The sequence below is a fragment of the Rhizobium sp. AN68 genome, assembly GCF_030758035.1.
Lineage (GTDB): Bacteria > Pseudomonadota > Alphaproteobacteria > Rhizobiales > Rhizobiaceae > Agrobacterium > Agrobacterium tumefaciens.
The window spans coordinates 1,912,068-1,938,996 of record NZ_JARWMI010000003.1 but is presented as its reverse complement, the minus strand read 5'-3'; the positions used below and the strand labels follow the sequence as shown (position 1 = coordinate 1,938,996).

General features: G+C 58.8%; 23 protein-coding genes, 1 other RNA gene and 1 pseudogene. 15 read left to right on the top strand and 10 right to left on the bottom strand.

Annotation, left to right across the window (positions count from 1 at the left end; translation table 11 throughout):
• Entirely contained in the window at nucleotides 1-906 is a 906-nt protein-coding gene (gene metF, locus RBH71_RS22590; RefSeq protein WP_003513283.1) for a methylenetetrahydrofolate reductase [NAD(P)H], read from the top strand.
• A 465-nt stretch (nucleotides 907-1,371) separates the two neighbouring features.
• Here metF and RBH71_RS22585 read toward each other — a convergent pair whose 3' ends face one another.
• The 7 genes and pseudogenes from RBH71_RS22585 to RBH71_RS22555 form a co-directional block, all read right to left on the bottom strand.
• Complete coding sequence (locus RBH71_RS22585; RefSeq protein WP_003513276.1) at nucleotides 1,372-2,598, bottom strand: lytic murein transglycosylase; 1,227 nt, start codon at nucleotides 2,596-2,598, stop codon at nucleotides 1,372-1,374.
• 122 nt (nucleotides 2,599-2,720) lie between these two features.
• Nucleotides 2,721-3,500: a GH25 family lysozyme gene (locus RBH71_RS22580; protein ID WP_035251825.1), complete on the bottom strand. Its 780-nt coding sequence runs from the start codon at nucleotides 3,498-3,500 to the stop codon at nucleotides 2,721-2,723.
• 265 nt (nucleotides 3,501-3,765) lie between these two features.
• The gene (locus RBH71_RS22575; RefSeq protein WP_003513272.1) at nucleotides 3,766-4,482 is read right to left on the bottom strand and encodes a class I SAM-dependent methyltransferase; all 717 of its coding nucleotides are present in this window, start codon (nucleotides 4,480-4,482) and stop codon (nucleotides 3,766-3,768) included.
• Entirely contained in the window at nucleotides 4,479-5,729 is a 1,251-nt protein-coding gene (locus RBH71_RS22570) for a DUF3419 family protein (RefSeq protein ID WP_003513269.1), read from the bottom strand. The genes RBH71_RS22575 and RBH71_RS22570 overlap by 4 nt, the downstream gene beginning before the upstream one ends.
• A gap of 293 nt (nucleotides 5,730-6,022) precedes the next feature.
• On the bottom strand, nucleotides 6,023-7,102 hold the full coding sequence (locus tag RBH71_RS22565; RefSeq protein ID WP_003513268.1) for a lytic transglycosylase domain-containing protein: 1,080 nt from the start codon (nucleotides 7,100-7,102) through the stop codon (nucleotides 6,023-6,025).
• Nucleotides 7,103-7,227: 125 nt separating this feature from the next.
• Entirely contained in the window at nucleotides 7,228-7,863 is a 636-nt protein-coding gene (locus RBH71_RS22560; protein WP_003513266.1) for a LysE family translocator, read from the bottom strand.
• Between the two features lie 51 nt (nucleotides 7,864-7,914).
• Nucleotides 7,915-9,127: pseudogene (locus RBH71_RS22555) on the bottom strand (pyrophosphate--fructose-6-phosphate 1-phosphotransferase).
• 318 nt (nucleotides 9,128-9,445) lie between these two features.
• On the opposite strand from RBH71_RS22555, the gene RBH71_RS22550 reads away from it, so the two are divergent.
• From RBH71_RS22550 to rnpB, 6 genes are all read left to right on the top strand, one after another.
• On the top strand, nucleotides 9,446-10,186 hold the full coding sequence (locus RBH71_RS22550) for a J domain-containing protein (protein WP_013636520.1): 741 nt from the start codon (nucleotides 9,446-9,448) through the stop codon (nucleotides 10,184-10,186).
• Nucleotides 10,183-10,962 carry an N-acetylmuramoyl-L-alanine amidase gene (locus tag RBH71_RS22545; RefSeq protein ID WP_003513260.1) on the top strand — a complete coding sequence of 260 codons (780 nt, stop codon included), beginning with the start codon at nucleotides 10,183-10,185 and terminating at the stop codon, nucleotides 10,960-10,962. Before RBH71_RS22550 ends, RBH71_RS22545 begins: the two co-directional genes overlap by 4 nt.
• A 247-nt stretch (nucleotides 10,963-11,209) precedes the next feature.
• Nucleotides 11,210-11,749 carry a lytic transglycosylase domain-containing protein gene (locus RBH71_RS22540; RefSeq protein WP_003513258.1) on the top strand — a complete coding sequence of 180 codons (540 nt, stop codon included), beginning with the start codon at nucleotides 11,210-11,212 and terminating at the stop codon, nucleotides 11,747-11,749.
• Nucleotides 11,750-11,935: 186 nt separating this feature from the next.
• Nucleotides 11,936-13,123, top strand: a complete 1,188-nt coding sequence (locus tag RBH71_RS22535; protein WP_003513257.1) for an NAD(P)/FAD-dependent oxidoreductase — start codon at nucleotides 11,936-11,938, stop codon at nucleotides 13,121-13,123.
• A 66-nt stretch (nucleotides 13,124-13,189) separates the two neighbouring features.
• Nucleotides 13,190-14,380 carry an FAD-dependent oxidoreductase gene (locus RBH71_RS22530; protein ID WP_003513256.1) on the top strand — a complete coding sequence of 397 codons (1,191 nt, stop codon included), beginning with the start codon at nucleotides 13,190-13,192 and terminating at the stop codon, nucleotides 14,378-14,380.
• Between the two features lie 56 nt (nucleotides 14,381-14,436).
• Nucleotides 14,437-14,842, top strand: an RNA gene (gene rnpB / locus RBH71_RS22525) — RNase P RNA component class A.
• A 26-nt stretch (nucleotides 14,843-14,868) separates the two neighbouring features.
• Here the strand turns inward: rnpB and RBH71_RS22520 are convergent.
• From RBH71_RS22520 to RBH71_RS22510, 3 genes are read right to left on the bottom strand one after another with little or no spacing between them, the layout of a single operon-like run.
• Nucleotides 14,869-16,026: a glutathionylspermidine synthase family protein gene (locus RBH71_RS22520; RefSeq protein WP_003513255.1), complete on the bottom strand. Its 1,158-nt coding sequence runs from the start codon at nucleotides 16,024-16,026 to the stop codon at nucleotides 14,869-14,871.
• Between the two features lies 1 nt (nucleotide 16,027).
• The gene (locus tag RBH71_RS22515) at nucleotides 16,028-16,624 is read right to left on the bottom strand and encodes a DUF1190 domain-containing protein (protein ID WP_003513247.1); all 597 of its coding nucleotides are present in this window, start codon (nucleotides 16,622-16,624) and stop codon (nucleotides 16,028-16,030) included.
• A 9-nt stretch (nucleotides 16,625-16,633) separates the two neighbouring features.
• On the bottom strand, nucleotides 16,634-17,035 hold the full coding sequence (locus RBH71_RS22510; RefSeq protein ID WP_003513245.1) for a DUF350 domain-containing protein: 402 nt from the start codon (nucleotides 17,033-17,035) through the stop codon (nucleotides 16,634-16,636).
• 621 nt (nucleotides 17,036-17,656) lie between these two features.
• On the opposite strand from RBH71_RS22510, the gene mraZ reads away from it, so the two are divergent.
• The 8 genes from mraZ to murD are packed head-to-tail and all read left to right on the top strand — an operon-like array spanning nucleotide 17,657 to nucleotide 26,929.
• Nucleotides 17,657-18,097, top strand: a complete 441-nt coding sequence (gene mraZ / locus RBH71_RS22505; RefSeq protein ID WP_003513235.1) for a division/cell wall cluster transcriptional repressor MraZ — start codon at nucleotides 17,657-17,659, stop codon at nucleotides 18,095-18,097.
• Between the two features lie 14 nt (nucleotides 18,098-18,111).
• Nucleotides 18,112-19,137, top strand: a complete 1,026-nt coding sequence (gene rsmH / locus RBH71_RS22500) for a 16S rRNA (cytosine(1402)-N(4))-methyltransferase RsmH (protein WP_013636514.1) — start codon at nucleotides 18,112-18,114, stop codon at nucleotides 19,135-19,137.
• 1 nt (nucleotide 19,138) lies between these two features.
• Nucleotides 19,139-19,699, top strand: coding sequence for a cell division protein FtsL (ftsL, locus tag RBH71_RS22495; RefSeq protein WP_003513232.1), 561 nt, complete (start codon nucleotides 19,139-19,141; stop codon nucleotides 19,697-19,699).
• Nucleotides 19,699-21,441 carry a peptidoglycan D,D-transpeptidase FtsI family protein gene (locus RBH71_RS22490; protein WP_003513230.1) on the top strand — a complete coding sequence of 581 codons (1,743 nt, stop codon included), beginning with the start codon at nucleotides 19,699-19,701 and terminating at the stop codon, nucleotides 21,439-21,441. The genes ftsL and RBH71_RS22490 overlap by 1 nt, the downstream gene beginning before the upstream one ends.
• Nucleotides 21,442-21,501: 60 nt before the next feature.
• Nucleotides 21,502-22,962: a UDP-N-acetylmuramoyl-L-alanyl-D-glutamate--2,6-diaminopimelate ligase gene (locus RBH71_RS22485; RefSeq protein ID WP_003513228.1), complete on the top strand. Its 1,461-nt coding sequence runs from the start codon at nucleotides 21,502-21,504 to the stop codon at nucleotides 22,960-22,962.
• A complete protein-coding gene (locus RBH71_RS22480; RefSeq protein ID WP_003513227.1) occupies nucleotides 22,959-24,392 on the top strand; it encodes a UDP-N-acetylmuramoylalanyl-D-glutamyl-2,6-diaminopimelate--D-alanyl-D-alanine ligase in 1,434 nt (477 codons plus the stop codon). Before RBH71_RS22485 ends, RBH71_RS22480 begins: the two co-directional genes overlap by 4 nt.
• Before the next feature lie 23 nt (nucleotides 24,393-24,415).
• Nucleotides 24,416-25,516, top strand: coding sequence for a phospho-N-acetylmuramoyl-pentapeptide-transferase (gene mraY, locus RBH71_RS22475; protein WP_003513226.1), 1,101 nt, complete (start codon nucleotides 24,416-24,418; stop codon nucleotides 25,514-25,516).
• Nucleotides 25,517-25,519: 3 nt separating this feature from the next.
• Nucleotides 25,520-26,929, top strand: a complete 1,410-nt coding sequence (gene murD / locus RBH71_RS22470) for a UDP-N-acetylmuramoyl-L-alanine--D-glutamate ligase (protein ID WP_003513225.1) — start codon at nucleotides 25,520-25,522, stop codon at nucleotides 26,927-26,929.

Sequence of the window (26,929 nt, the reverse complement as noted above, 5' to 3'; positions counted from 1 at the left end):
ATGTTGAGATCGGAAACCGCGCGCCACAATGGCGAAATCCGGGGGGATATCCGGTTATCTTTCGAGTTTTTCCCGCCCAAGAACCCCGAGATGGAGAACCAGCTCTGGGAAACGGTTGCCGAGCTGAAGAAATGGGATCCGGATTTCGTCTCCGTCACCTATGGCGCGGGCGGTTCCACCAAGGCGCCGACGCTGGATGCGGTGCGCCGGATGATCGGTGACAGTCATCTGCCGACCGCCGCGCACCTGACCTGCGTGGATGCCAGCCGTGACGACGTACATCAGGTCGTTGAAGAGTTTCGCAATGCTGGCGTTCGCCATTTCGTGGCGCTGCGCGGCGATCCGTCGACCGGTATCGGCACGGACTACAGGCCGCATCCGCAAGGTTACGAGAATGCCGCCGCTCTGGTGAAGGGGCTACGCGATATCAGCGATTTCGAGGTTTCCGTTTCTGCCTATCCCGAAAAGCACCCGGAGAGCGCCAGCGATGCGGTCGATATCGATATGCTGAAGCGCAAGGCGGACAACGGCGCAACGCGGGCGCTGACGCAGTTCTTCTTCGATAATGACGTGTTCGAGCGCTACATGGAGCGGGTTACGGCTGCCGGTATCACCATTCCGGTGGTTCCGGGTATCATGCCGATCCAGAACCTGACCCAGCTCAAGCGTTTCGCCGGCCGCTGCGGTACCAGTGTGCCCAGTTTTCTGGATGAGCGTTTTGCAGGTTATGATGACGATCTCGAGGGACGCGCCCGCGTTGCGGCGGAAGTTGCTGCCGAGCAAATCGCTGATCTTCAACGGCGCGGTGTCAACGAGTTCCATATCTACACGATGAACCGTGCGCCGCTGGTCGATGCGGTGCTTGAGAACCTCGGTCTTGAGCGTTTGCGCCGCAGCGCCGCCTGATTTCAGATATTCCATTTACGACTTGAAAAAAGCGCAGGCCCGACAGGACCTGCGCTTTTCAAACTCGTGTCATCTACGGTTCTTTTCTGCGTTTGGTCTTCACGTCTCGTCAGATGAAAAGCATCATCGCTACGAACAAAAACGCCAAACCGACTGCCAAGGCATTGAGAGATTTTGTAAGTCCCATGGGTGCCTCCTGTTGTTGACAGGTTCGATAATATGACCGTTTTGTGGCACTTGAAAAGCGGTTTCTGTGATGCGGTGCAGCATGCTTTGTCGCCGCTTAAAAAAGTAATTTCTGTAATTCATTGAAAATAAAAGATTATTTTCTCATCACGCAGTGCTTCATATCTTTAAAAAAAGTAAATGACCGGGGTGTTATCCCCAGTCATCCGGTCGAGATTAACAGTTTAAGCCTTGATTCCGGCCGATAGATTAAAGGCCCGAAGGTGCGATTAACACAGGTTAAAGCGCCTGGAGAAGTGCCTGGGTCGGCCATCCATCCGCAGGGATTCCGAGACGCTGCTGTTCCTTCTGGATGGCGACGCGGGTGCCGGAACCGAGAATTCCGTCCACCTTGCCAACATCGTGGCCGCGCGCTTCAAGCTTGGTCTGCAACTCTTTCATCGTCGCGTCATCGAAGCCCGGATCGGGATTGCCCTTGTTATAAACAGGGGCGCCCATCAGACGGTTGGCGAAATAGGCAGCCGAGGTCGTGTAGATGAACGACTGGTTCCATTCCAGATAGATGTTGAAGTTGGGATAGGTGAGGAAGGTCGGTCCCTTGCGGCCCTGCGGCATGATGAGGGCTGCGGGCAGGGAGGCGAAATTTTTGTTACCGTCGCGCGGGGTCACGCCAAGGGTAAACCAGTCACCGGCGGTAAGCGAACCGCCAAGGCCGGATTTTTCCCAGGGCAGGTTTTCCGGTACGGAAACTTCCTGCATCCAGGGTTCGCCCTTCTTGAAGCCGAGGTGCTGGATGAATTTCGCCGCCGTGAGGATCGCATCCGGTGCGCTGCTCTTGACGTTGACATGGCCATCGCCATCACCATCGATGCCGAAGGCGATGATGTCCTTGGGCAGCATCTGTACCTGGCCGATTTCACCGGCCCACGCACCCGTGTTGGACGTGGGGTCGAGATCGCCGTGCTGGACCATTTCGATGAGGGCCAGCAATTGCGGACGGAAGAGTTCCGGGCGGCGGCAATCGTGCGAGAGGGTCACCAGCGCGTTACGGGTGTTGAAATCGCCCTGGACGGCGCCGAAATCGGTCTCCATGGCCCAGAAGGCAGCAATGACGCCAGCCGGTATGCCGAATTCGTTCTCGGCACGGGCAAAGGTCGACGAGAGCTCCTGCAGCTTCTTGCGGCCGATATCGAGACGGGCCTGGCTGACGGTGCGCTGGGAAAATTCGAGGAAGGTCTGGCGGAAGACGCCCTGTGCGCGGTCACGCGAAAGCACTTTGGGGTCTATCTGCGCGCCGGCCAGCGCCTTTTCGATGGCAGCGGCCGGAACACCCTTGGCAGCGGCCTCAGCCTTCACGCCCTCAAGAAATGCGCCGAGATCACCGCCGCAGGCAACCTGCTTTGGATCGTCAGGCGAGGCCACAGGCGGTGTGGCAAGGGCGGAGCCGGTGGAGAGAAGCGACAGAGCGGCGGCAAAAATGATGCTGCGCGACCGAAAAGTGGGCATGGGAATTTCCTCGATAGGTTGTTAGCCCGCTTTACCCACATGTTTGCGACAAAAAAACGGGTCCAGCGATCTGCCGGTGCAGAAGAACGCCGATTTTTCGAATGTGTTGCTTCTTGGCCGTATTATTTGGCCGAAGCGATCCATTTCCGCCAGTTTTTCTCACTTCCGGCGAAGACATTGATGTCGGTTGGGCCGTTGACACCCGGCACGACGCCGGTGGCCGTATATTGCCAGAAGGCCCACTGCCGGTCTTCGTAAATCTTGGCGGGATGCGCGGCGACGGAGCGCACCCAGAAATGGTAATTCTTGAACTGGCCAACGAGGTTGTCGCGGTGGAAGTCGACCGAGGTGTAGATGATCGGGCGCTTGCCGTAATGGGCCTCGAGGCGGTCGAGGAAACGCTGCATCTCGGCACGGACGATGCCAGGAGCCGGGCGCGTCTTGCAGGTGGGGGAGGAGGGGTTCCATTCCACATCGAGAACCGGCGGCAGGGTGACGGCTTCCTTTGGCACGTTGCTGATGAACCAGTCGGCCTGAGCGTCCGCTGTCGAGCAGAAGTAGTAGAAATGGTATGGCGCGTGCAGGATATCTGCCGCCGCCGCACTGCGCCAATGGTCGCTGAATTTCGGATCGATGCGGTCTGAGCCTTCGGTGGCCTTGATGAAGACGAAGGAAACGCCGGATTTGCGAACGGTCCGCCAGTCGACGTCGCCATTCCATTTGGACACGTCGATGCCATGCACCTCGTGGCGATGCGGGTTGTTCGTGCCAAAATCCTGTGGGTCGGTATCGGAGAATTTCGGCTTGGAAACAGAAGCCGTTTCAAGCAGGTCATAGCTCGTGGACGTACAACCGCCGATCAACAACATAGCCGACAAAAGTGCCGATAGACGCAGCCGCATTGGAACCCTGATGAATTATTGTTGCCCATCCACGGCCGCAAAATGGCGCGCCGCATCTCCCGATTTACCCATAACATGGTAAACAAGCCGTTATGGCAAGAGGCAGTGGCCTTTTTTCGGCTCGCAAGTCGCTGGATTCCAAGAGATTTGCGGTCTTTCAGGCGAGCGAAATGCCTGAGCACCTCACTGGCGTATACTTGTAGGACCGTCGGCTGGCAGCGTCTCGCCCGCATTTGCAGAGGCGAGGCGCCGTAACCCTTGAAGATCAGGCGTCTGTCAGAATGCGGCTGACTTTTGGCTGCACTTCGGCGACCGGAAGCGTGATGACGGCCCGCCAGGCGTAACCCCGGGCAATCTCCTCGAATTCGAGATTACCGTCAAAACGGCCTGCCATGTTGGCCAGAACGTAACGGAGATTGGCGCGGGGCGCGACGTGGAAGCGGGTGAGCCATGCCTGCAAAAGTGCGCGGAACCACTTGGGCAATTGTTCCTGCTGGCCGAAATCGACGATGTGCAGCGAGCCGCCGGGCTTGAGAGCTGTCAGCGCCTGTTCGATCGCCTTTTCCCAGTCCGGTATCATCGAAAGCGCATAGGGGATCATGACTCGGTCGAAACCGTCCGGCTGACCGAATTCTGCGGCGCGGAAAGCGGTGGCGTCGGCCACGCGCAGAACGGGGCGTTCCGTCTTTCCGGTAAAATTCTCGGATGCGGTCAGCAGCATTTCGGCGGAGATATCGAGACCGAACAGTCTTGCTTCCGGAAACTTGCGGCTGGCCAGCAGCAGGTTGCGGCCGGTACCGCAGCCGACTTCAAGCAGCGTGCCACCCTTGGGCACGTCGAGGCCGGAAATGGTCCTGTCGCGGCCCAGAAGGTAATATTTGCGGGTAATATCGTAGATATGCCGCTGGTGGCGATACATGCGGTCCATCAGGCTCGCATGCGCCTCATCCGCAAGGCCGACATTCTCGCCGATGGTTTTCATGCCAGAGCCCTCTGATAGATATGGAAGCCGCCATAGATGGCCGAACGGTCCATGGCGTTGAGCTCATTGGAGCGTTCCTCGAGATAGATCCACTGGTTGCGGATATCGGCCGAGAGACGGCCTTCGATCACGCTCTTTTCGGCAGCGGTGCGGAAGATGACGCGGGCGCCGGGAGCGGCGGTGCGGCTGATCTGCGACCACAATTCGTTGAGCTGCACATCCGTCATCCAGTCCTGCGCATCGAGCAGAATGTAGCGATCGACGCCGTTTGCCGGCTTTTTGGAAAGCAGCTCGGTATAGGTGGCGTGGTGCACGGCAACGCGGGCGGTGTTGTTGCGGATCGTCTCGTAATATTCCCGCTTGAGATAAGCGGGCAGGGCACCCTCATGCGGCTCGGGATAACGGCGCGCGAAGGCCTGCCAGGCGAAATAATTGTCGCTGAGCGGAAAGTTGCAGGCAAGCTTTTCAAGCCGCTCCTTGAGGACGGAGGCGACTGTGCCGTCGTTGGAAAGGCTTGCCAGCTCGTCATATTGGCGGGGCGGAATGCCAAGGCCGAACAGCGAACTTTTTCGCTTCGTCAGCCAGCGCACCACCGGCTTGTCGAACAGCGGTGCGACCTTGCTGTCGAAGAATCGACGCTGTTCATCCAGCGTGCGGCTATTGGCCATTTCGGTCAGCTTGACGCCGTGCAGGCGCGCCATAAGGTGGCCGGCGCCGATGAAACGGCCGAGCAGACCGGTGCGGTATATGTTCCTGTCGAATACCGAGATGCGGCGACGGCCGGACAGGGTGCGCTTCGACCAGTAGGCCTTGGTCGTGTCGTCGAGATGGTCGGCGATGAAGCGGTCGTAGCCGTGACTATTGCTGCGCGTATTGGCGCGGCCGAACTGGCGAACCACATCCTGATGGGCCGGGAGATGGCGGAAAGCCGCAAGCTTCAGTTTGTTGAGGGCGATGTGATGCGGGTTAAGATCCACCACATCGATGCTGGCAGGGTTGCGGGAGAGGTAGGCAAGCATGTTGCAGCCGCCCGAGCCGATGGTGACGATGCGGTGGCCTTCAGCAAGCTCCATCGCTTCCATATCGATTTCCGGGTCTTCCCAGATTTGCGGATAAACCAGACCGGAAAAGAGAACCCCGAAGAACCGTTCGGAAAAACCGCTTTTCGAGAGCGCCTTGTGCTGGAGCAATGCGGACTTCAGTTTCGTATTCTTGCTGAAGCCGGTCTTGGGTGCCGCACTCGTCATATGTTCACCTCTCAATAGATTGAGAGGCGTCTACAGTCACGACGCTACAGTTTGATGACAGGGGTTGTGGGCCGACGTAACGAATCGAAAAGGCGGTGTGAAACCAACTCAGGTCTCAAGCTTAGATTTGGATGTGACGTCGTCCTCGGGCTTGTACAGAGGATCCAACCACATATCGTAAAATCAAAAGCTTGCAGATCCCAGGGACAAGCCCGAGGAGACGAAAGTGACGTGCTCGACGTTTTTAAGAAAAGCTGCTTTGCTGCATTGCAGTCCCGGCGCTGCTCAAAGGCTTACTTTCGCAGAACGTGCAGCATGCCCTTGCGCTTGGCGTCGTAATAATAACCGCGTGCATAAAGCCTGACAGCATTGTCCCGGTTGTTGTCGGCAACAAGCCAGGCGCCGCTCAGATATTTGACGGCATATTTGAGGTTGGTTTCGGCATCGAACAGGCCAGAGGCGGGACCATCAAAGCCCATGGAGCGGGCCGTGGCGTGCTTGATCTGCATCAGGCCGAAGTGGCCGCCATTATAGGCGCCGGGATTGTATCTGCTTTCACGCTGCACCACGCGATGCACCAGATCTTCCGGCACATTATACATGACAGCGTATTTCGAAATAAGCCCGCTCAGCTTTTCACGTCCGGCCGGCGCGGATTTGTACGGCGCCGTCATCGTTTCGTTCTGCCGGATAGCGGCAAGGGCGGCGTTGGTCGGACCGGCCGCATAGGCCAGAACCGTGCTGTCCGGCTTCGGCAGGGGAATGACTTTCCGTTCCGCGGTCAGTTCGGTACCGATCGACGGCGTTCCGGGCGGCGGCGGTGCGGGCGGGAAGCTGCCCTTGACGGCAACCACCTGCGGCAGGTCGGCGGCAGAGTTGTGGGCCGCCGGTTTCGCGGCGGCACTTGCGGTTTCGATCGCTGCGGCTGCCGGCGTTGCGGCGTGCGGTGCAAGAGCCGCAGCCGTCGTCGGCGCGGCTGTCGTTACTGTTGCCTGCGCGACCTCTGTCTGTTGTTGCTGCGGCTGCATCTGGGTTGGACTTGCCACTGCAGCTGCAATTTCGGCAGCCGGCGGCAGCGCCACGCGGCCACCCTTGACGGCGGCGACGGTTGGAAGCGATTCGGGCTGGGAAGAGGCTGCCACTTCAGTGGCATGTGCTGCCGGTGCGGCGGTATCAGCCGGGGTACCAGCCGTTTCCGACTGTGCGGAGGCTTGTGCCGGTGCGGTTTGGTTGACTGCAGCTATTTTCGGGCCGTTCGGCCCTTCCTTTGCGGCATATTCGACGCTGGTACATCCGGCCAAAGCCAGTGCAAGGCCCACCGTGGAAGACAGAAGAAGTGCGCTTCTTCCGCGGAATTTTGCCGAATTTCGCATGTTGCCGCCTTCGTTATGCCTGTCTGTCGATACCCCCGCGTCGAGCGAAGCAGGCAGTGTCCCATCGAGCCTTCATTAACCTATTGTAAGGATAGCGGCAAGCCGGGACGTGGCGTCGTGGTTTTTCAGGCGGCGATGCGGCGGTATCCGGCGCTGACGGCACGGCCAGAAATGAAGTGAGTGCGGTATTTCGGCCGGATTTTTTTGTTGCCGGACATGCGGCGCACCAGTGCCAGCGTGGAGCCGGCGAAGAGTGCCTGCGCTGCCAGAATGCCAAGTGCCAGCAACAGGATTGCTGCCTGCGCTACGGCCAGCGTTTCGACCGCATTGCCGGAGGTGGAAACGAATTGCGGCAACAGTGCCAGGAAGAACATGAAATAGCGCGGACGCAACGCTGCAATGGCGTAGCAATCACGGAAAATGCCGCTGGATGATTTGCCGGGCAGATTGTCATTGTCTGCATTGGCTGCCTGGGCGGCGGGGGTGGCAAAGGTCCATAACAGGAAAAGAATCAGCCAGCCGATACCCGTCCACTGAACGATTTCCACAAAGGCATGCGGCAGATAGGCAAGGCCAGCCGCTGGAATCGCAGATATCGTCATGGCTGTGACGATGCCAAGCGAGCCGCCAGTGACGGAGGCAAACACCGTTTTTCTGCCGCGGATAGCAGCATAGGAGGCGACAGAGAATACAAGGGGAGAGGGAAGTGCGAACACAACGGCACATGCTGCACAAAAAACCAGCCACGCCTGTCCAGACATTCTCTTCCTCCTTGCCCTCCCTGTCGCCGCTTTCTCCAGCCTATCGTAAAATTAGGCCGCTGTGAACGGTTGACCGACGTGTTCCATCACTTCGGTAAACCATTTTGCAGACAGGTCGAAATGCTTTCCGCCCTTGATACGCGGAAACTCGATGGTCCGCAATTTACCCTTTTGGTCTTCGTCGTGGCCGGTGACGCCCGAAACCTTGTTCAGCGCGCTTTCGACGGCAAGATCGACCATGCCCTGGATGAGGCGCAGATCATCGCCATTGGCGGGAGCGGAGCGGGCGAAGTAACCGGATTTCTGGACCATGGAGCGTTCGGCGCCGATGAGGCCGGCGAATTGCTTCTGGAACCAGCCGCCGACATTGATGGTGTCGATCTTCACATGGCCGAAGGCATCGCGCTTGACGGCTTCACCGGCGGCTTCGCGTTCGGCAACGATGGAATCGAGCCCCGCACCTTCGGAAACGAACAACGTGACGTAGCCGTGTTTGTCCATGATCGCCTTCAGCCGTTCGGCTTCCGCTTCGATGTCAAACGCCATTTCCGGCAGGTAGATGCCGTCTATGTTCTTCATCTGCGTGTTCATCATCAGTCCTTCGACATATTCATTGCCGTTGGTCTTCTGGATGTAGGCGCGGGCGGTCGCAGCCGTCAGCCAGCCGCAATGGCGGCCCATGACTTCGTGGATGACAAAGGTCTTCGGCGCAGCACTCTGCTCGTTGCTGACATTGTCGAAGAAGGAAGCGCCCACTTCGGCCGCGGTCCATGCGCCGAGCGACTGCCTGATCGGAACCACGTCGTTATCCACGGTCTTCGGCAGCCCGACGACGGTCAGATCGTAACCGTTGGCGCCGAGATAGGCGGCAAGGTCGGCGGCCGTCGTGTTGGTGTCGTCGCCGCCGATTGTGTGGAGAATGGTGATGCCGTCGGCAGCCAGCCGTTCGGCGGCAACGCGCAGCGGATTTTCACCCTCTTTCACCAGCCCGCGCTTGGCACAATCGGCAGCGTTGGTGAGCTTTACGCGGCTGTTGCCGATCGGCGATCCGCCATAACGGTGCAGCAGATGCGCCTTTTCGCGCATGTCCTTGTTGATCTCGATCCGGTCGCCCAGAAGCACGCCCTGATAGCCGGAACGATAGGCCACAATGTCAATATCAGGCGCGACGTCGCTATAACGCTCGATCAGGCCGCCAACGGCTGAAGAGAGACAGGGAGCAAGCGCCACCTGCGGTCAGCATTGCGACTTTCTGTTTGGCCATTGTGGCTCTCCTTTGCTTGGATAGAAAGATATGTCTGGCAAATGGATGCGACAGCCACGTGTAGGTGTAAAGTGAATTTATCACGAAAAATGCCGATTTCTCGCGGCTTTTCAGCAGCTTGGGCAAAGAAGCCGAATATAATCGTTTCAATCGCCTCCAACCTTGCACCAGGCTTCGCCGTCTGTGGAAAACCGTTGCTCTCCCGTTTGCCGCCCCCTTGCTCCTGAAGAAAAACTGTCGCAAAAATGAATAAAAGTTAATGCCGCAGCGGCGCCGCGCATATTGCATTCACGGCGATATGCCGTCATGCTTGGCGTCATGATGTTCGATTTCGCCTGTTTGCATATTTCATCCCTGTGGGAACGGCTGCTCGGCGCGATCGGTGACGCGGCAGGCAGCACGCTCGGTCGCGTGGTAGAGGCGATCCGCACCCTTTTCGAGGGAGATCCGGAGACCCGCCGCAAGGTTTCTTTTTCCGTGGCCATTATCGCGCTGTCGGCAAAGATGGCCAAGGCAGACGGTGTCGTGAACGATGCCGAAGTGCGCGCCTTCCGGCAGATTTTCGATTTTCCTGAAGAAGAAGCCAGAAACGTTGCCCGCCTTTATAATCTCGCACGCCAGGACGTTGCGGGATACGAGGCCTATGCCGAGCGTCTTGCCGGTCTTTGCGGCTCCGGCCATGACAATTGCGAGATGCTGGAAAGCGTCATCGATGGCCTGTTCCACATCGCCAAGGCAGACGGCTTGATCCACGAGCGGGAACTGGCGTTCCTCGGCCGTATCGCGGAAATCTTCCATATTACCGAAGATCATTTCGAAACGATCATGGCACGGCACGTCCATATGGATGGGCGCGATCCCTATCGCGTGCTTGGCGTTTCGCCCTCGGACGACTTTCTGGATATTCGCAAGCGTTACCGTTCGCTGGTTGCCGAGCACCATCCGGACAAGCTCATCGCGCGCGGTGTGCCGATGGAATTGCACGCTGCCGCGAATGAGCGTATGGCGGCTCTCAATGCCGCCTATGAGGCCATCGAGAAAGAACGCCGCGTCGCATGAGTGAATTTCTGCCGGATTTCAACCCGGATTTCGGGGGCGCAACCATTGCGCCTTCTCCCAACCATGGCGAAAGACAGGGCGTGGCAGGCCCGGATATCATTCTCCTGCACTATACCGGCATGACGACCGCCGATGGCGCCCTTTCGTGGCTCTGCAATCCCGAAAGCCAGGTCTCCAGCCACTATTTCGTTTTTGAAGACGGGCGTGTCATGCAGCTTGTTGCGGAAACACGCCGCGCCTGGCATGCGGGCAAAAGCAGCTGGGCGGGGGAGGCGGATATCAATTCCCGCTCCATCGGGATTGAAATCGCCAATCAAGGCCACCCGGGCGGCCTGCCGGAATTTCCGGAAAAACAGGTAGCTGCCGTCATCGAATTGTGTCGCGATTGCGGCCAGCGGTGGTCTATCGCCCCTGAAAGGGTGCTTGCGCATTCCGATGTGGCGCCGATCCGCAAGGTTGATCCGGGTGAAAAATTCCCATGGGACATCCTGTCGCGGCACGGTGTCGGTCATTGGGTAGAGCCAGCGCCGATCCGCGGCGGACGTTTTTTTCAGCGCGGCGATCACGGCCAGCCGGTGGAAGCACTCCAGTCCATGCTATCCATTTACGGATATGGCGTTGAAATAACAGGCGCATATTGCGAAAAAACAGAAGGTGCCGTGGCCGCCTTTCAGCGGCATTTCCGCCCGGCGCTGGTGGATGGTATCGCGGATATTTCCACGATCGACACGCTGCATCGGCTGATTGCCAGCCTTCCGAAATTTTCGGCCGTTTGAACGCCGTTTCTGGAAAAGCCTTCCCCGTTTCCCGGTCGCGCAAGTCGATTTTTTTGTTGTGCCACAGTTAATCCGCATTGAGGAAGTCTAAGAGCCGCAGTGGACGCGGTGCTGTTCTTCAGGGGAGCTTGCCGTCAATATCAATCAAGGAGACTGGACGGTAGAAGGTCGTAATCGACTTTCCGCGCGCTGGACGTTTTTATCGTTTCATTGTTCCGGTTATCCGATCTGGAGACTATTTCAACAGATGAACAGAGTTTTTGTTGCTGTCGCAGCGGGCGTTGCTATGCTCGTTTCGCAGGCGGGGATTGCTTTTGCCAAAGACGAGGACGTCAAGACCAAAACCGTGACGCTGGGGACCTTCTTCCGTACGCCCGGTTATCCCGTTCCCGAAAAGAGCCTGCCTTCGTCGCTCAAGAACGACTATTCCGATCTGATCGTCAAATATGCCAAGCGTTACGGCGTCCCCACCAATCTGGCCCATGCCGTCGTTTCTGTGGAAAGCAAGTTCAACCCTAGGGCTCGCGGCAGCGCAGGCGAGGTCGGGCTGATGCAGATCAAGCCGGCAACGGCGCGCATGATGGGCTTTCGCGGCACGACCAAGGCTCTCTTCGACCCCGAGACCAATATTCGCTGGGGCATGCAATATCTGGCAACCGCCCACCAGCTTGGCGGCGGTGAGGTTTGCAGCACGATCCTGCGTTACAATGCCGGCCATGGCGCCACCCGCATGAACCCGGTGTCCAAGCGTTATTGCGGCAAGGTCCAGGCGCTTCTGGCCAGCTGAGGTCCTTTGCTGAAGCGTGTCGTGAGGTTTCAGATTGGCGATAAGCTTTAAGTTCTTGTTTTATCGCATCTCGTTATTGCAAAACCGCTGCACGCTCTTGCGCGGCATGTTTCGGACGTCACGAAAATCGATTCCGGTTTATGCGTTCATGCTGTAGTCAGGAGCAAACCTGATGCGGAGCATGACATGCCGGATTTCAAATATATAGTGGTCGGTGCCGGAATGATGGGTGCGGCGGCAGCGAGGCACCTTTCGGCGCAAACGGATGGCGTGGCGCTGATCGGGCCGGATGAACCCGCCGATCGCAAGACCCATACCGGTGTGTTTTCAAGTCACTATGACGAGGCGCGCATCACCCGTGGTTTCGATGGCGATCCCGTCTGGGCGGAGCTGGCGCAACGCTCCATCCGGCGCTATGCCGAGATCGAAGCAAAAAGCGGCATCCGTTTCTTCACCGAAGCGGGCTGTCTGTTTACCGGAAACGGCAAGGGGCTTGCCGGAGACTACGTTTCGCGAGCCTTGGTCTCGACTGACCGCCTTGGTCTTGGCGTGGAAACGATCGGCGGCGATGCGCTGGCTGGCCGGTTCCCGATGTTTTCCCTGCCGTCGGATCACGACGGTTACTTCGAGGCGCAGAATGCCGGCCACGTCAATCCGCGTGCGCTTGTGAGGGCGCAATCCACTATTGCTGCTGCGCAGGGCGCGCGACTGATCCGCGAGACGGCGGTGCATGTTCGCGATACCTCCCAAGGTGTGGAAGTTTCCACCAGGGAAGGGGCCGTACACACGGCCGAAAAGGTCATAGTGGCCGCTGGCGGTTTCACCAACATGGCTGATCTTCTGCCTTCCCCGGTCGATATGGCGGCAACGGGCCGCACCATCGTGTTTTTCGAACTCGACGAAGCAAGGCAGGCCCTCTTCGGCTCCATGCCCTCGACCATCGTGCTTGCGGAGACTGAGGACGATATCGTCTATATTCTGCCGCCTGTGCGTTACCCCGACGGCAAGGTCTATCTGAAGATCGGCGGTGAGAGCGAAAAGGGCAGGCTGGAAACGCTGGCCGAAGCAGTCGGCTGGTTTCATTCCGACGGCACGCCGGGCGAAGTGGAATTCCTGACGAAGCGGGCGCTATCGCTCATGCCGGAACTTGCGGGCTGCCCCGTGACCTCTGGTTCCTGCGTCGCATCCATTACCCGTAGCGGTTATCCATATATCGGCTATACGCAATCTTCCAATATCGCGGTTCTGACCGGTGGCAATTTCGTTTCCGCCAAGTCTTCCGACGAAATCGGGCGGCTAGGTGCGGTGCTGCTTCTGGATGGCCAGCTGACCGAGAGTGATTTTGCCGCCGAAATGTCGCCGGTTTTTATCTGACATTCAGCAGCGAAGCGGCTACAAAATCGCAGCTGTACTAGAGCGGGTTGAGGCGAAGAGGGCGGCATGTCGGGACATTTCAAATATATCGTTGTCGGTCGTGGCATGATGGGTGCTGCCGCCGCCCGCCATCTGGCGGAAAACACCGAAGGTGTGGCCCTGATCGGCCCCGGTGAACCTGCCGACATCAAGTCACATCCGGGTGTTTTCGCCAGCCATTATGATGAGGCGCGCATTACCCGCACCATTGATGGTGATGCGGACTGGGCACTGCTCGCCAACCGCTCGATCGCGCGCTACACCGACATCGCGGCAAGGAGCGGCGTGGAATTTTACGCTCCCGTCGGCTGTCTGATGGTTGGGCCTGAACGCGGTGGCGACAATCCCTTTGTCGACAACGTCTGTGAGGCAGCGGCGCGTCTGCGGGTTTCCACGGAAATGCTTGACGATGCAGGTCTGAAAAGCGCCTTTCCCTATTTCTCCTTCGAGCCGGGCTGCGAGGGCGTGTTCGAAAAGGACAACGCCGGTTACGTCAATCCGCGCGCGCTGGTGAAGGCGCAGAGCGTTCTGGCAGACAAAGCCGGCGTTACGCTCATCGACGATATAGTCGTCTCGACGCGGGAAGAGGCTGGCCGTGCACGCGTCGAGACGGCCTCGGGTGCGGTTTATACGGCAGACCGGGTGCTGGTCGCTGCGGGTGGCTTCTCGATCACGAAGGATTTGTTGCCGCAGCCCGTCGCTCTCAATGTCTATGCGCGCACCGTCGCCTTCTTCGAGGTAGACGAGGCGGAGCTGGGACAATATGCGGGCATGCCGTCGCTGATTTACGAGCCGCGCGACACGACGAAACATATCTATCTCCTGCCGCCCGTCCGTTATCCCGATGGCAGGTTCTATCTGAAAATCGGCGGCGATCCCGATGATAAGAAGCTCGATAGCGATCCCGAAATCCGCGCATGGTTCCGTTCCGGCGGGCGCGAAAGCGTTCGCGACCATCTCTCCGCCATCGTCGGGACCTTGGTGCCATCCATCGACCGGTCGCGCATTTCCATGGCCGCCTGCGTGGTGTCCAAAACGCCGGGCGGTTATCCGGCCATCGGCTTTACGACGTCACCGCGCATTGCGGTTCTGACTGGCGGCAACGGTACGGCGGCCAAGAGTTCCGACGAGATCGGGCGGTTAGGCGCCCTGTTGCTGCGGGATGGAAAAATTGGCAACGACGCCTATGCAACGGATTTCAAGCCTGCATTTCTTTGATCTTCCGTTACGCTTTTCGGTGGCTTTCGCCAAAGAACATGGGTATTGACGCCATGCCAGTTGGCTGGGCAGCCGCGCTTTACCAATGTCGAAAGACGGTAAGGTGAGGAAAGTCCGGGCTCCACGGAAATACGGTGCCGGATAACGTCCGGCGGGGGCGACCCCAGGGAAAGTGCCACAGAGAGCAAACCGCCATGCCTGGCATGGTAAGGGTGAAAGGGTGGGGTAAGAGCCCACCGCGCCGCTGGTGACAGTGGTGGCAAGGTAAACCCCACCGGGAGCAAGACCGAATAGGGATGACACGGGGCGCGGGCGAAAGCCTTCGTCTACAGCCGGTTTCCGGGCCCGTCATCCGGGTGGGTTGCGAGAGGCGGCATGCAAATGCCGTCCCAGATGAATGGCTGCCACGTTCCGGGTCAAACCGGGGCCATACAGAACCCGGCTTACAGGCCAACTGGCGATTTTCCTGCCGCTTTTTTCGGTGGCGATCAGCCCTCGATGATATGGGGAACGTAGCGGGAGAGATTTGCGGTGATAGGTGACGCGTCCTCGCGAATCCCGAGCCCGCAGGGCCGATCGGCGACGATCCAGCTTCCTAACACGGCGTATCCGAAATCGCTCTTGAACAATGGTGCGTATGCCTGAAAAACATACCCCTCTTGGCCATAATTGCCGGGGGCCGATAAAATTTCGCGTCGGTTTCGGTAAAGGCTGACATTTTCGCCTTCACGCGAGAGAAGCGGCTTCACCACGTAATCCCGTAATTCATATATTTCAGGATCATCTGGGAAGAAACTCGGGAGCAGATTCGGGTGATTGGGATGCCGCTGCCAGAGCAAAGGCAGCAGGCCTTTGTTCGACAGCACGGCTTTCCAGGCCGGCTCGATGAAAATATCGCCTTGTGCAGGCAGATGCGTGGCAAAGGATTCTCGTAACATGTATTCCCAGGGATAAAGCTTGAAGCAGCGTTCGATGACGCGACTTTGAAGGTCAGCATAACGCCCGCACGCATCGATGCCGATGTCTCTGATATCGAGGAATTGGGCACGGTGGCCCGCCTGAATGGCGCAGTCCATGAGATAAATCGTCGTGCCGCAATCCTCGGCGTTGTCGCTCACCGCCGCGAAATGGAAAATCCTGTCTCGCGAGAATTGACCAAAGGCCTCAATCAAAGCTTCCTGAACCGAGTTGAACTGGTCGGTTTGCGGCGGGAGCGTTCCAAGGGCGACCTGATCGGTCAGCCAGTTATATTGGAAATATCCCGTTTCGAATACGGAAGTGGGCGTGTCGGCGTTGTATTCCAGCAGCTTTGCAGGGCCATGCCCGTCATAGGCAAGATCGAAGCGGCCATACAGGTGGCGGTCGCACCGCCGCCAAGAATTTCGAATGACATCATGGTGATCGCGGGGGATGGCAAGACGGGTTAAAGCCTCCTCACTGTGTACGATGTCGGCGACGAGATCCATGCACATGTCGTGCAGGATCTGGCTCGGTTCTTCGATGTCGCGCTCGATTTCAGCCAGTCCAAAGCAATAGGCTGCATCGTCCACCCAGTAAGGCTCGCCATGCATTTCATGGAAGGAGAAACCGACAGCATTGGCTTTCTCGCGCCAATCCGGGCGCGGCGGGACTGTGATGCGGCGCATGTCAGCTTCCTGAAAAGGAGTGGCCGCCGAATCCACCACGGCCCTTGACGTTCGTTTTGGCGTTGGACGTCTTCACGTCATTCGCTAGCGCGCCTCCTCCTGACGTGATTCCCCCGCCGCCTTGGTCCTGTTCACTGGCCGTCACATCCGGTATGACGAGGTCGCCGTTGCGTTTTCGATAGGCCGACATCGCACCGTTGGAACCCGACTCGCTGTTTTTCTGCCTGCGGCGATAGTTGCTGTAGTCTGCAAAGTTTTCGATGGACCGAGGCATAACAAAACCGGCGGGTGAGGGTGTGAAGACACCTATGCCGGTGGGGTTAGTGGAATTGAGATTTTGTTTCAGCTCAAAGCAGTTTCCCGCGCCGTATTCCATTTCACATGCGACCATATTGAGAAATTTAGGTGCAGTGGCGAGGTGATGTTGGCCGGCGTCTTCGGATGCCGCTTGGCAAGCCTTGGGATAGACACCGGAGGCAACGCATTTTTCAACTGAGGTATAAAGAACCTCTTCCTCCGATGAAAAAGCCATAAAAAGGCCTATTGCGGCAATCGTACCGAGGGCGAGACGCGGATGTTCTGTCACGTCCAAATACATGTCTGTTCCTCAATAGGCCATGCAGGCTGCGTTTAAAATCCCGATGACCACAGCGATGCCGCCGCTCCAGAGCCCGGCCGCAACGTTATCCTCGGTGATTTTCAGGTGCAGGTCGGTCATGGAGAGTTTGGCGATGTAGAATGCGAGAACCTGTACCAGCAGGCCGATCACTGCCCAGACGATATAGTCGGGGAGGCTGACGGAATTAGCCGCCGCCGAGGCGAGCGGCAGGCTGAAGCCGATCAGTGCCCCCAAAAAAGCGACGACGGCGGCAAAGTTGCCGGCCTTGATCAACTCCCCCTCGCGGTGGGGAGTAAGGCGGGTGTAAATAGCGGAAAAGGTTGCCAGGCAGAGCAGGCCGATCAGAAAATAACTTAAGAAGGCAGGTAAGCCTGCCACGTAATTCGGCATTATTGTCTCACAATGAAAAACACAACTTCAGAAATCAAAATCAATTGAAAGTTTAAAAAGTCAAGCGTCGCGGCGTTGTTGTTTGTTGAGAGTGACGGTTCTGGCTGAGCGCAACATGCGCATTGCTTCTGCGTCAAATCGAACCTCTGCAACTGGTCTATCGCTAAATCACACAGATAGCCGTAACGCCAACCAAGCTGGCATTCCCACGGCAGCATCAGAGCGCCTTTTGCGATTTAAGTGGCGCGTGTTCGGCGAGGGTCGCCAAGTGTCTGTTTCGCAAACAAAAAAATGGCATATCGACCCAAGTTTTATTTGTTCCCGCTGGCACATGAGTTCGCGCAGTAAACCATTCGTTAAACTTAACGGCTTATGAATTTCCGATGCGGAGTCGGTATCGTGCCGGCTTCTCCCATTGACGCCCATAGTGTCCCATGGTATCCCAAATGCACACCACACTGGGTCGTGTTTTTGACCCGCAATCGCTGAAACGAGTGAGGAGCCTGCAACGGGCTGCTGCAGGGCATGTCGCCCTGACGCTTGGCGATGTGTCGTGCGTACCGGTGTTGTCTGTGGGGCGGATGATTCGCTTTGCGGAATGCGGTTTTGGCGAGTTGAGTAATGGACCGCTTTTTATCGAACGTAACGAACAGGATCGACGCCAAGGGGCGCGTTTCGGTTCCGTCTCCGTTTCGTTCGGTGCTGGCACAGCGTGGGATTCAGGAGCTTTATTGCCTTCAGGATTTCGCGTTTCCGGCAATCAGTGTCGGCGGTCCGGATTTGCTGGAGCGCTACGAGCGGCAGATCGCGTCCATGGATGCCTTCTCGCCGGAGGCGAACGCAATGTCGCTGCTGGTACACGGCGGCGGCGTTTTCATGAAGCTCGATCAGGAAGGTCGGTTGATGGTGACGGATTTCGTCCGGGAATTTACCGGCATATCCACGGATGTCACCTTCGTTGGACGAGCGGATCATTTTCAGCTTTGGCAACCGCAGGCGTTTTTGGCGGCGCAGGCGGCAGCAAGAGCGGGGCGCGGTTTTTCGGCTGCACGCCCCGCATAGGACGGGGACACGGAATGGCGGCGAATTCTGGCGGGCGATCTTCTGATGCCGGTGAGGGACCTCAGCGTCACATCCCGGTCCTGCTTCGCGAAGTGATCGCTGCGCTCGAACCCGCATCTGGCAAGGTCATCCTCGACGGCACTTTCGGCGCCGGCGGCTACACCCAGGCAATTCTCGATCAAGGTGCCAATGTCATCGCGCTTGACCGCGATCCGAACGCGATCGCCGGCGGCCAGGCCATGGTTGCTGCAAATGGCGGCAGGCTTACCCTCATTCAATCGCAATTTTCCGATCTGGCAAGGCACGCGCCGGAAGGCGGTCTTGACGGCGTGGTTCTCGATATCGGCGTTTCCTCCATGCAGATAGACGAGGCAGAGCGCGGTTTTTCCTTCCAGAAGAACGGTCCTCTCGACATGCGCATGTCCAGCTCCGGCGTTTCGGCGGCGGATGTCGTCAATCGCGCCAAGGTCGGCGATCTCATCCGCATCTTCGGTTTTCTCGGCGAGGAAAAGCAGCCGGGCCGCATCGCCCGCGCCATTGAAAAGAGGAGGGCGGAAGAGCCCTTCCGCACCACGCGCGATCTGGCGGGCCTCATTGAAATCGTTACGCCGCGCAAGGCTAAAGACAAGATCCATCCCGCAACACGGGTGTTTCAGGCGCTGCGCGTTTTCGTCAACGACGAACTCGGCGAATTGGCGCAGGCCCTGTTTGCTGCCGAGCGGGCTTTGAAGCCCGGCGGCCGGCTGGTTGTCGTCACGTTCCATTCGCTCGAAGACCGCATCGTCAAGAAATTCTTCTCCGAACGTTCCGGAAAGGCGGCGGGTTCTCGCCATCTGCCGATGGTGGAGGACAAGCCCGCCATTTTCGAAAATATCGGCAAGCCGATGGTCGCTGCAAGCGACGAGGAGGCGGAGATCAATCCGCGGGCCCGTTCGGCCAAGCTGCGCGCCGGCTTGCGCACGGCGGCACCTGCCCGGGCGGCAGATTTTTCAATTTTCGAACTTCCCGATCTCGCCAGCCTTGAAAAGATGGGAGGCTGATATGCTGCGCACATTCGATGTCGTGTTGATGGGGGTCATGGTCGCTGCGGCGGTGGTGACCTATTCGATCAAGCACAAGACCGATCTCAAGTTGGAACAGGTCCGCAAGCTCGAGACCGAAATCAAGCTCGAAAAAGACACGATTGATCTTTTGCGGGCAGACTGGGCACTGCTGACGCAGCCGAACCGCCTTCATCGTCTCGTGAATGCCTATCAGGACGAGCTTGGCCTTTCGCCGACGCTGCCGACACAATTGGCGCAGCCGCGCGAATTGCCGATGCTGCGCTCGCAATTGCCGCAGCCGCCCGAGCCGGAAGGCATGAGCGTTGCGGATGTCATCGCCGCTGCCGTCAACGGCTCCAAGCCGGGCGCTACGCTGGGGGGAGCTGCCAAGAAGAAATCACCGCCCGCCGGCCAGATTGCCGCCAATGGCGCTCCTGTTCCAACACCGCGGGCGCGTGTTTCCCGTCCCACGGCGGCTCCGGCTCCTGCCGTCGCCGCTGTCGCAGGCGATGAAGATGGCGAAATGGATGAAACCATAACTGGATCGGTGGACCGCTGATGTCTTTTCTCTCCCGCGTCATGGTTCTGAAGAGCAAGGCTCACTTTTCCGCCAGCACCACCGGCATTCACACTGACCATGCTGCTTTCGAGGGCGCTCGCAAGAAGAGGGCGGCCCAGGCGAAAAGCCGCGTCGGTCTCATCATTTTCGGCTTCATCGCCTTTTACGGCGTCGTGGGCGGCCGTCTGGTGCAATATGGCCTTGCCGAGCAGGAAACGGTTTCGAGCATTGCCCCTGCCGACCGGCTGATGGCGTCGCGTCCCGATCTTCTTGATCGTAACGGCGAGGTTCTGGCGACCGATATCCGCACCGTGTCGCTGTTTGCAGAGCCGCATCGCATCGTCGATATCGACGAAGCCATCGAGAAGCTGCGCACTGTATTGCCAGATCTCGACCAGCGCGGCACCTATCAGAAGCTTTCCTCCAATTCGCGCTTTCAGTGGCTGCGCCGTCAGTTGACGCCGAAGCAGCAGAGCCAGATCCTGGCGCTCGGCATTCCCGGTGTCGGTTTCCGCCCGGAAAAGCGCCGCTTCTACCCTGGCGGGCCAACAGCTGCCCATGTTGTCGGTCACGTCAATATCGACAATCGCGGTGTTGCCGGAATGGAACGTTACGTCGACAGCCAGGGACTGGCCGATCTGACGGCGCTCGGCATGACCAGCGATCAGCCGCTGGAGCCGGTGAAGCTTTCCATCGATCTACGCGTCCAGTCCATCGTGCGTGAAGTCGTGACCTCGGCCATTACCAAGTTCCAGGCGATCGGCGCGGGGGCTGTGGTTCTGGATGTGCATACCGGCGAAGTGCTCGCTATGGCCTCCGTGCCGGATTATGATCCGAACAACCCGGCAGAAGGTGCCAAGGAAGGATGGCTCAACCGCATGTCGAACGGCACGTTCGAAATGGGCTCCACCTTTAAATCCTTTACCATTGCCATGGGTCTCGATTCGGGTCGCGTCCGCCTGGGCGATATGTTCGACGCGCGTTATCCGATCCGCATTGGTGGCTTCACTATCAAGGACTTCCACGGCAAGGGCCGCATGCTCTCGGTGCCGGAAATTTTCCAGTATTCGTCGAACATCGGTACGGCAAAAATCGCCGACACCGTGGGGACCGAAGGACACAAGGAATTCCTGACGCGGCTTGGCCTTCTGACGCGCATGCAGACCGAACTGCCTGAAGTGGCGCTGCCTTCGCAGCCCCGCGAATGGAAGAAGATCAACTCGATCACCATTTCATTCGGCCACGGCGTTTCAACAACGCCGTTGCAGACAGCAGTTGCCGGTGCCGCGCTCGTCAATGGTGGGAAGTTGATCGAGCCGACATTCCTGCCGCGCACGCGCGAACAGGCGGATCAGGTCGCAAAACAGGTGCTGAAGCCCGGCGCCAGCAAGGATATGCGCTTCCTTTTCGAATGGAACGGTGTCAACGGTTCTGGCCGTAATGCGCGCGTCGACGGTTTCAATGTCGGCGGCAAGACCGGTACGGCTGACAAGGTCGTCAATGGGCGTTATGTGCATGACAAGAACTTCAATGCCTTCCTTTCGGCCTTCCCGATGGACGACCCGCAATATGTGGTGCTCTCCTTCATCGACGAACCGAAGACGGACAAGGGCAATGGCGCGGCACTTGCAGGCACCTCGGCTGCGCCGATGGTGCACGATATCATCAGCCGCACGGCGGCAGTGCTGGGCGTGAAGCCGAAGTTCGGCAAGGATGGCTCGGCCTTGCTCGTGTCTTATTGATTGTTAGAGCTTATGGTGTTCCGGCGAGATCGCGCCGGGGGGACAAGACGGACACAGTCGATGAATTTGCGAGATATATCCGGGACGGCGTTTCCGGAATTGAATGAATTGCTCCTGTCTGAGATAGGGGCAATCGAAATCGGGGGAATTACCGCAGACAGCCGCAAGGCTGCGCCCGGCAGCCTGTTCGTGGCGGTTGCGGGAACCAAGGCGGATGGCGCGGCCTATGTGAAGGACGCGGTCGCCAAGGGTGCGGTTGCCGTCGTTTCCGGGCATGCGGTGGATGCCGATGTGCCGGTCCTTGCTGTCACTGACCCGCGCCTCTACCTTTCGCTCGCCGCTTCCCGTTTTTATGGAAAACAGCCGGAAACCATGGTCGCCGTTACTGGCACCGCGGGAAAGACCTCCGTTGCCTCCTTCGTGCGGCAAATCTGGGCTTTTGCTGGCCATGCCGCCGCCCAGATCGGCACGACGGGTGTCATCGCTCCCGGCCGCGAAGATTATGGCGCGCTTACCACACCGGATCCGGTGACGCTGCATGCGCTTCTCGCCGAGCTTGCTGCCGAAGGCGTGACCCATGCGGCCATGGAAGCTTCGAGCCACGGCCTCGACCAGCGTCGCCTTGATGGCGTGAAGCTCGCTGCGGCCGGTTTCACCAATCTCGGCCGTGATCACATGGATTATCACCCGACAATCGAGGACTATATGGCCGCGAAGATGCGGCTGTTTGACACGCTGATGGAAAAGGGCGCGCCAGCCGTCATTTTTGCCGACGACCCTTGGTCGGATAAGGCCATTCGCGCCGCCGCGGATGCAGGCCTCAATGTGCGCACCGTTGGCCGGAAGGGCGATTATCTAACGCTGAAGCGTGTAGAGCATTTCCGTCACAAGCAGCTGATCGAAGTGCACCATGACGGCGTGATCCACGAAGTCGACATTCCGCTGGCCGGCGATTTTCAGGTAGCCAATGCTCTCGTCGCCGCCGGTCTTGCCATGTCCACCGGCGTTTCCGCCCCAACGGCCATGAAGGCGCTTGAAAAGCTGATCGGTGCTGCCGGTCGCCTGGAACTTGTGGGCCAGACGAAGAACGGTGCGCTTGCCTATGTGGATTATGCCCACAAGCCGGATGCGCTTGAAAATGTTCTGACCTCGGTCAGGCCCTTCACCTCCGGCCGCATCATCACCGTCTTCGGCTGCGGCGGCGACCGTGACAAGGGCAAGCGCCCGATCATGGGCGAAGTGGCGACACGTCTTTCCGACATCGTCATCGTTACCGACGACAATCCGCGCTCGGAAGACGCTGCAACGATCCGTTCCGAAGTCATGGCGGCTGCGCCGGGTGCGTTGGAAATTGGCGACAGGGCAGAGGCGATCCGTCATGCGGTGTCGCTGCTTTCGAACGGCGATACGCTGATCGTCGCGGGCAAGGGGCATGAAGAGGGGCAGATCGTCGGTTCCGTGACGCTGCCGTTTTCCGATCATGAACAGGTGCGTACCGCGCTGGAAGGATTGAAGATTTGAATTGGTTATGGACAGTCGCCGACATGATCGCCATCACGGCAGGGCGTCCCGTCGGGAACCTGCCGACCGGTATCACCGGCATTTCCATCGACAGCCGGACTGTGAAGGCTGGTGAAGCATTTTTCGCCATCAAGGGCGATAGGGTCGACGGCCATGACTATACCAGTTTTGCTGTCGCCAATGGTGCGGGCCTGCTGGTCGTCGCCGAAGGCAAGCTGCCGGCCCTCGGCCGCCTGACCGTGCCCATGATCGTCGTGGAGGATGTCCTCGCGGCGCTTGGCAAGCTCGCCATTGCGGCGCGTGAAAGGACCACGGCGCGGATCATCGCGGTGACCGGTTCTGTCGGCAAGACGACGACGAAGGAAATGTTGCGGCAGGCTCTGGCGCCTTCGGGCCGGGTTCATGCGGCGGTGGCGTCCTTCAACAATCACTGGGGTGTGCCGCTGACGTTAGCGCGCATGCCCGCCGATACTGAATTCGGCGTTTTCGAAATCGGTATGAACCACTCCGGCGAAATCCGTCCACTGGTCAAGATGGTACGTCCGCATGTCGCGATCATTACCACCATCGCGCCAGCTCATTTGGGCAATTTCAAGAACATAGAAGAGATCGCGAGCGCCAAGGCGGAGATATTCGAAGGGTTGGAGGAGGGCGGCTTCGTCATCCTCAACCGTGACAACGCCCAGTTCGAGCAACTTGAAGAAGCGGCGCAGGACCAGGGTATCGAGCATATCCTGACCTTCGGGCAGCATGCCAAGGCCGATTTCCGGCTGGCCGATTTCGAAAGCACGTCCACGGGCTCGACCATCTGGGCGATCCTGAACGGCGAAACGAGCGAATTGCACCTGAACGTTCCCGGCAGGCATATTGCCGACAACGCCATGGCGGTGCTTGGCGCTGTAGCCGTTACCGGCGCCAATCTCGACCGCGCTTTCGAGGTGCTCGGAACGCTCGAGGCAGTCAAGGGGCGCGGACAGCGCCATCGCTTGACGATTGAAAGCGGCTCCTTCCTGCTGATCGATGAGAGCTACAACGCCAACCCCGCCTCCATGCGGGCGGCGATTGCCGTGCTTGCGGAAACAGAAACGCAGGGTTATGGCCGTCGCGTTGCCGTTCTCGGCGACATGCTGGAGATGGGCGAATTCTCAGCCCAGCTACACGAGGAACTGGCCGGACCGCTGCTGGCGGGTGGTATCGAACATGTCTGGCTGGCGGGGGAGGCGATGGCCGCCCTTCGCGATGCGCTTCCGGACAGTGTAACTGTCATCTGGTTCCCGACGACAGCTGAACTTGCCGATTTTGCCCTGCAATGGGTGCAACCGGGCGATGCGCTGATGGTAAAATCGTCACTTGGGCTGGGTTTCGGCAAGATTGTCGCGGCACTGCTTGACAAGTATCCGGCATTCCCCGAGACGGAACGCCAAGTCTGAAATAGCCTTTTGAAAGGGCAATTATGCTGATCTGGCTCGTCGAACTGTCGGATAAAATTCAAGTCTTCAACCTCTTCCGGTACATCACCTTCCGGGCGGGTGCGGCGATGTTCACCTCTGCGTTGATCGTCTTCCTTTTCGGACCGGCGATCATCAATTCGCTGCGCGTGCGCCAGGGCAAGGGCCAGCCGATCCGCGCCGACGGGCCGCAGACGCATTTCAAGAAGGCTGGCACGCCGACCATGGGCGGGCTGATGATCCTTGCCGGTATTCTCGGCGGTTCGCTGCTCTGGGGTGACCTGTCGAACGTCTACGTCGTCGCCGTTCTGATGGTGACGCTCGGCTTCGGGGCTATCGGCTTTTATGACGACTATCTCAAGGTGACGAAGCAGAGCGACAAGGGCTTTTCCGGCAAAGCCCGTCTCGGCATCGAATTCCTGATTGCCGCGATTGCCGTGTTCTTCATGATGAAGGTGGCGCTTGCTTCCGCACCGCATGGCGGCACGCTCGGAAGCTCCATCGCCTTTCCGTTCTTCAAGGAACTCGTGATCAATCTCGGCTATTTCTTCGTGCTGTTCGGTGCTTTCGTGATTGTCGGCGCCGGCAATGCGGTTAACCTGACCGACGGTCTCGATGGTCTCGCCATCGTACCTGTCATGATTGCAGCCGCCACCTTCGGCGTGATTGCTTATCTCGCCGGTAACGCGGTTTTCGCCAATTACCTGCAGATCAACTTCGTGCCCGGAACGGGTGAGCTCGCTGTCATCGTCGGCGCGGTGGTCGGGGCTGGTCTCGGCTTCCTGTGGTTCAACGCGCCGCCCGCCGCCATCTTCATGGGTGATACGGGTTCGCTGGCGCTCGGCGGCCTCATCGGCTCCATCGCTGTCGCCACCAAGCACGAGATCGTCATGGTCATTGTCGGCGGCCTGTTCGTGATGGAAACGCTCTCGGTCATCATCCAGGTTTTCTGGTTCAAGCGCACGGGCAGGCGCGTTTTTCTGATGGCGCCCATCCACCATCATTTCGAGAAAAAAGGCTGGACGGAAAGCCAGGTGGTCATCCGTTTCTGGATCATTTCCGTCGGTCTGGCGCTGCTCGGCCTAGCTACGCTGAAGCTGAGGTGAGCGATGATCCCGGTCTCGTCGTTCAGAGGTAAGAAGGTCGCGCTTTTCGGGCTTGGCGGTTCGGGCCTCGTCACGGCCCGGGCACTGGTTGCCGGCGGCGCGGATGTCGTTGCTTTCGACGATAATCCCGACAGCGTCGCCAAGGCTGAGGCCGAAGGGATAACGACGGCTGATCTTCGAACGATAGACTGGCATTCCTTTTCGTCTTTCGTGCTCGCACCCGGCGTGCCGCTGACGCATCCGAAGCCGCACTGGTCGGTCGATCTTGCCCGGGCGGCGGGCGTCGAGATTATCGGCGATATCGAGCTTTTCATTCGCGAGCGCCGGGCGCATGCGCCGGATTGCCCCTTCATCGCCATCACCGGCACGAACGGCAAATCCACGACGACCGCACTGATTGCCCATATCCTCAAGGCTTCGGGCCGCGATACACAACTCGGCGGCAATATCGGCACTGCCGTGCTGAGCCTCGATCCGCCGAAAGCGCAACGTTTCTATGTCGTTGAATGCTCGTCCTACCAGATCGATCTGGCGCCGACGATCAATCCGACGGCCGGTATTCTGCTCAATCTGACGCCCGACCATCTCGACCGGCACGGCACCATGCAGCATTATGCCGATGTCAAGGAACGGCTTGTGGCCGGCAGTGGCACGGCAATTGTCGGCGTTGATGACAGCTATTCCACGCTGATCGCCGACCGCATCGAGCGTGCCGGCGTGAAGGTGGAGCGCATTTCCAAGCGCAATGTCGTTTCCGAAGGTCTTTATGCCGAAGGCAGCCGCATCCTGCGGGCGCATGGGGGCAAGTCCTCGCTGCTGGTCGATCTCGACGGCATCCAGACGCTTCGCGGCAGCCACAATGCCCAGAATGCAGCGGCTGCAATTGCCGCATGCCTTGCCGTCGGCGTTTCCGAAGAGGACGTTCGCGCAGGTCTCAAGTCCTTCCCCGGCCTAAAACATCGCATGCAGCCGGTCGGTCGGCGCGGCAATGTCACTTTCGTCAATGACAGCAAGGCAACCAATGCCGATGCAGCAGCACCGGCCTTGTCGAGCTATGAGCGCATCTATTGGATCGCGGGCGGTCTGCCAAAGGCCGGCGGCATTGCCAGCCTTGCGCCCCTGTTTCCGCGCATCGCCAAGGCCTATCTGATCGGCGAGGCGGCGGCGGAATTTGCAGCGACGCTCGGCGAAGCCGTGCCTTACGAAATATCCGGCACGCTGGACAAGGCGGTGCAGCATGCGGCGGCGGATGCGGAAAAAGATGCGACGGCCGGCAATATCGTGATGTTATCCCCGGCTTGCGCAAGCTTCGACCAATATAAGAACTTTGAAATCAGAGGTGATTCGTTCGTCGCGCAGGTTGCGGCGCTCGATGGCATGACGATGCTCGTTCACTCTGGAAAAGGGGGCTGA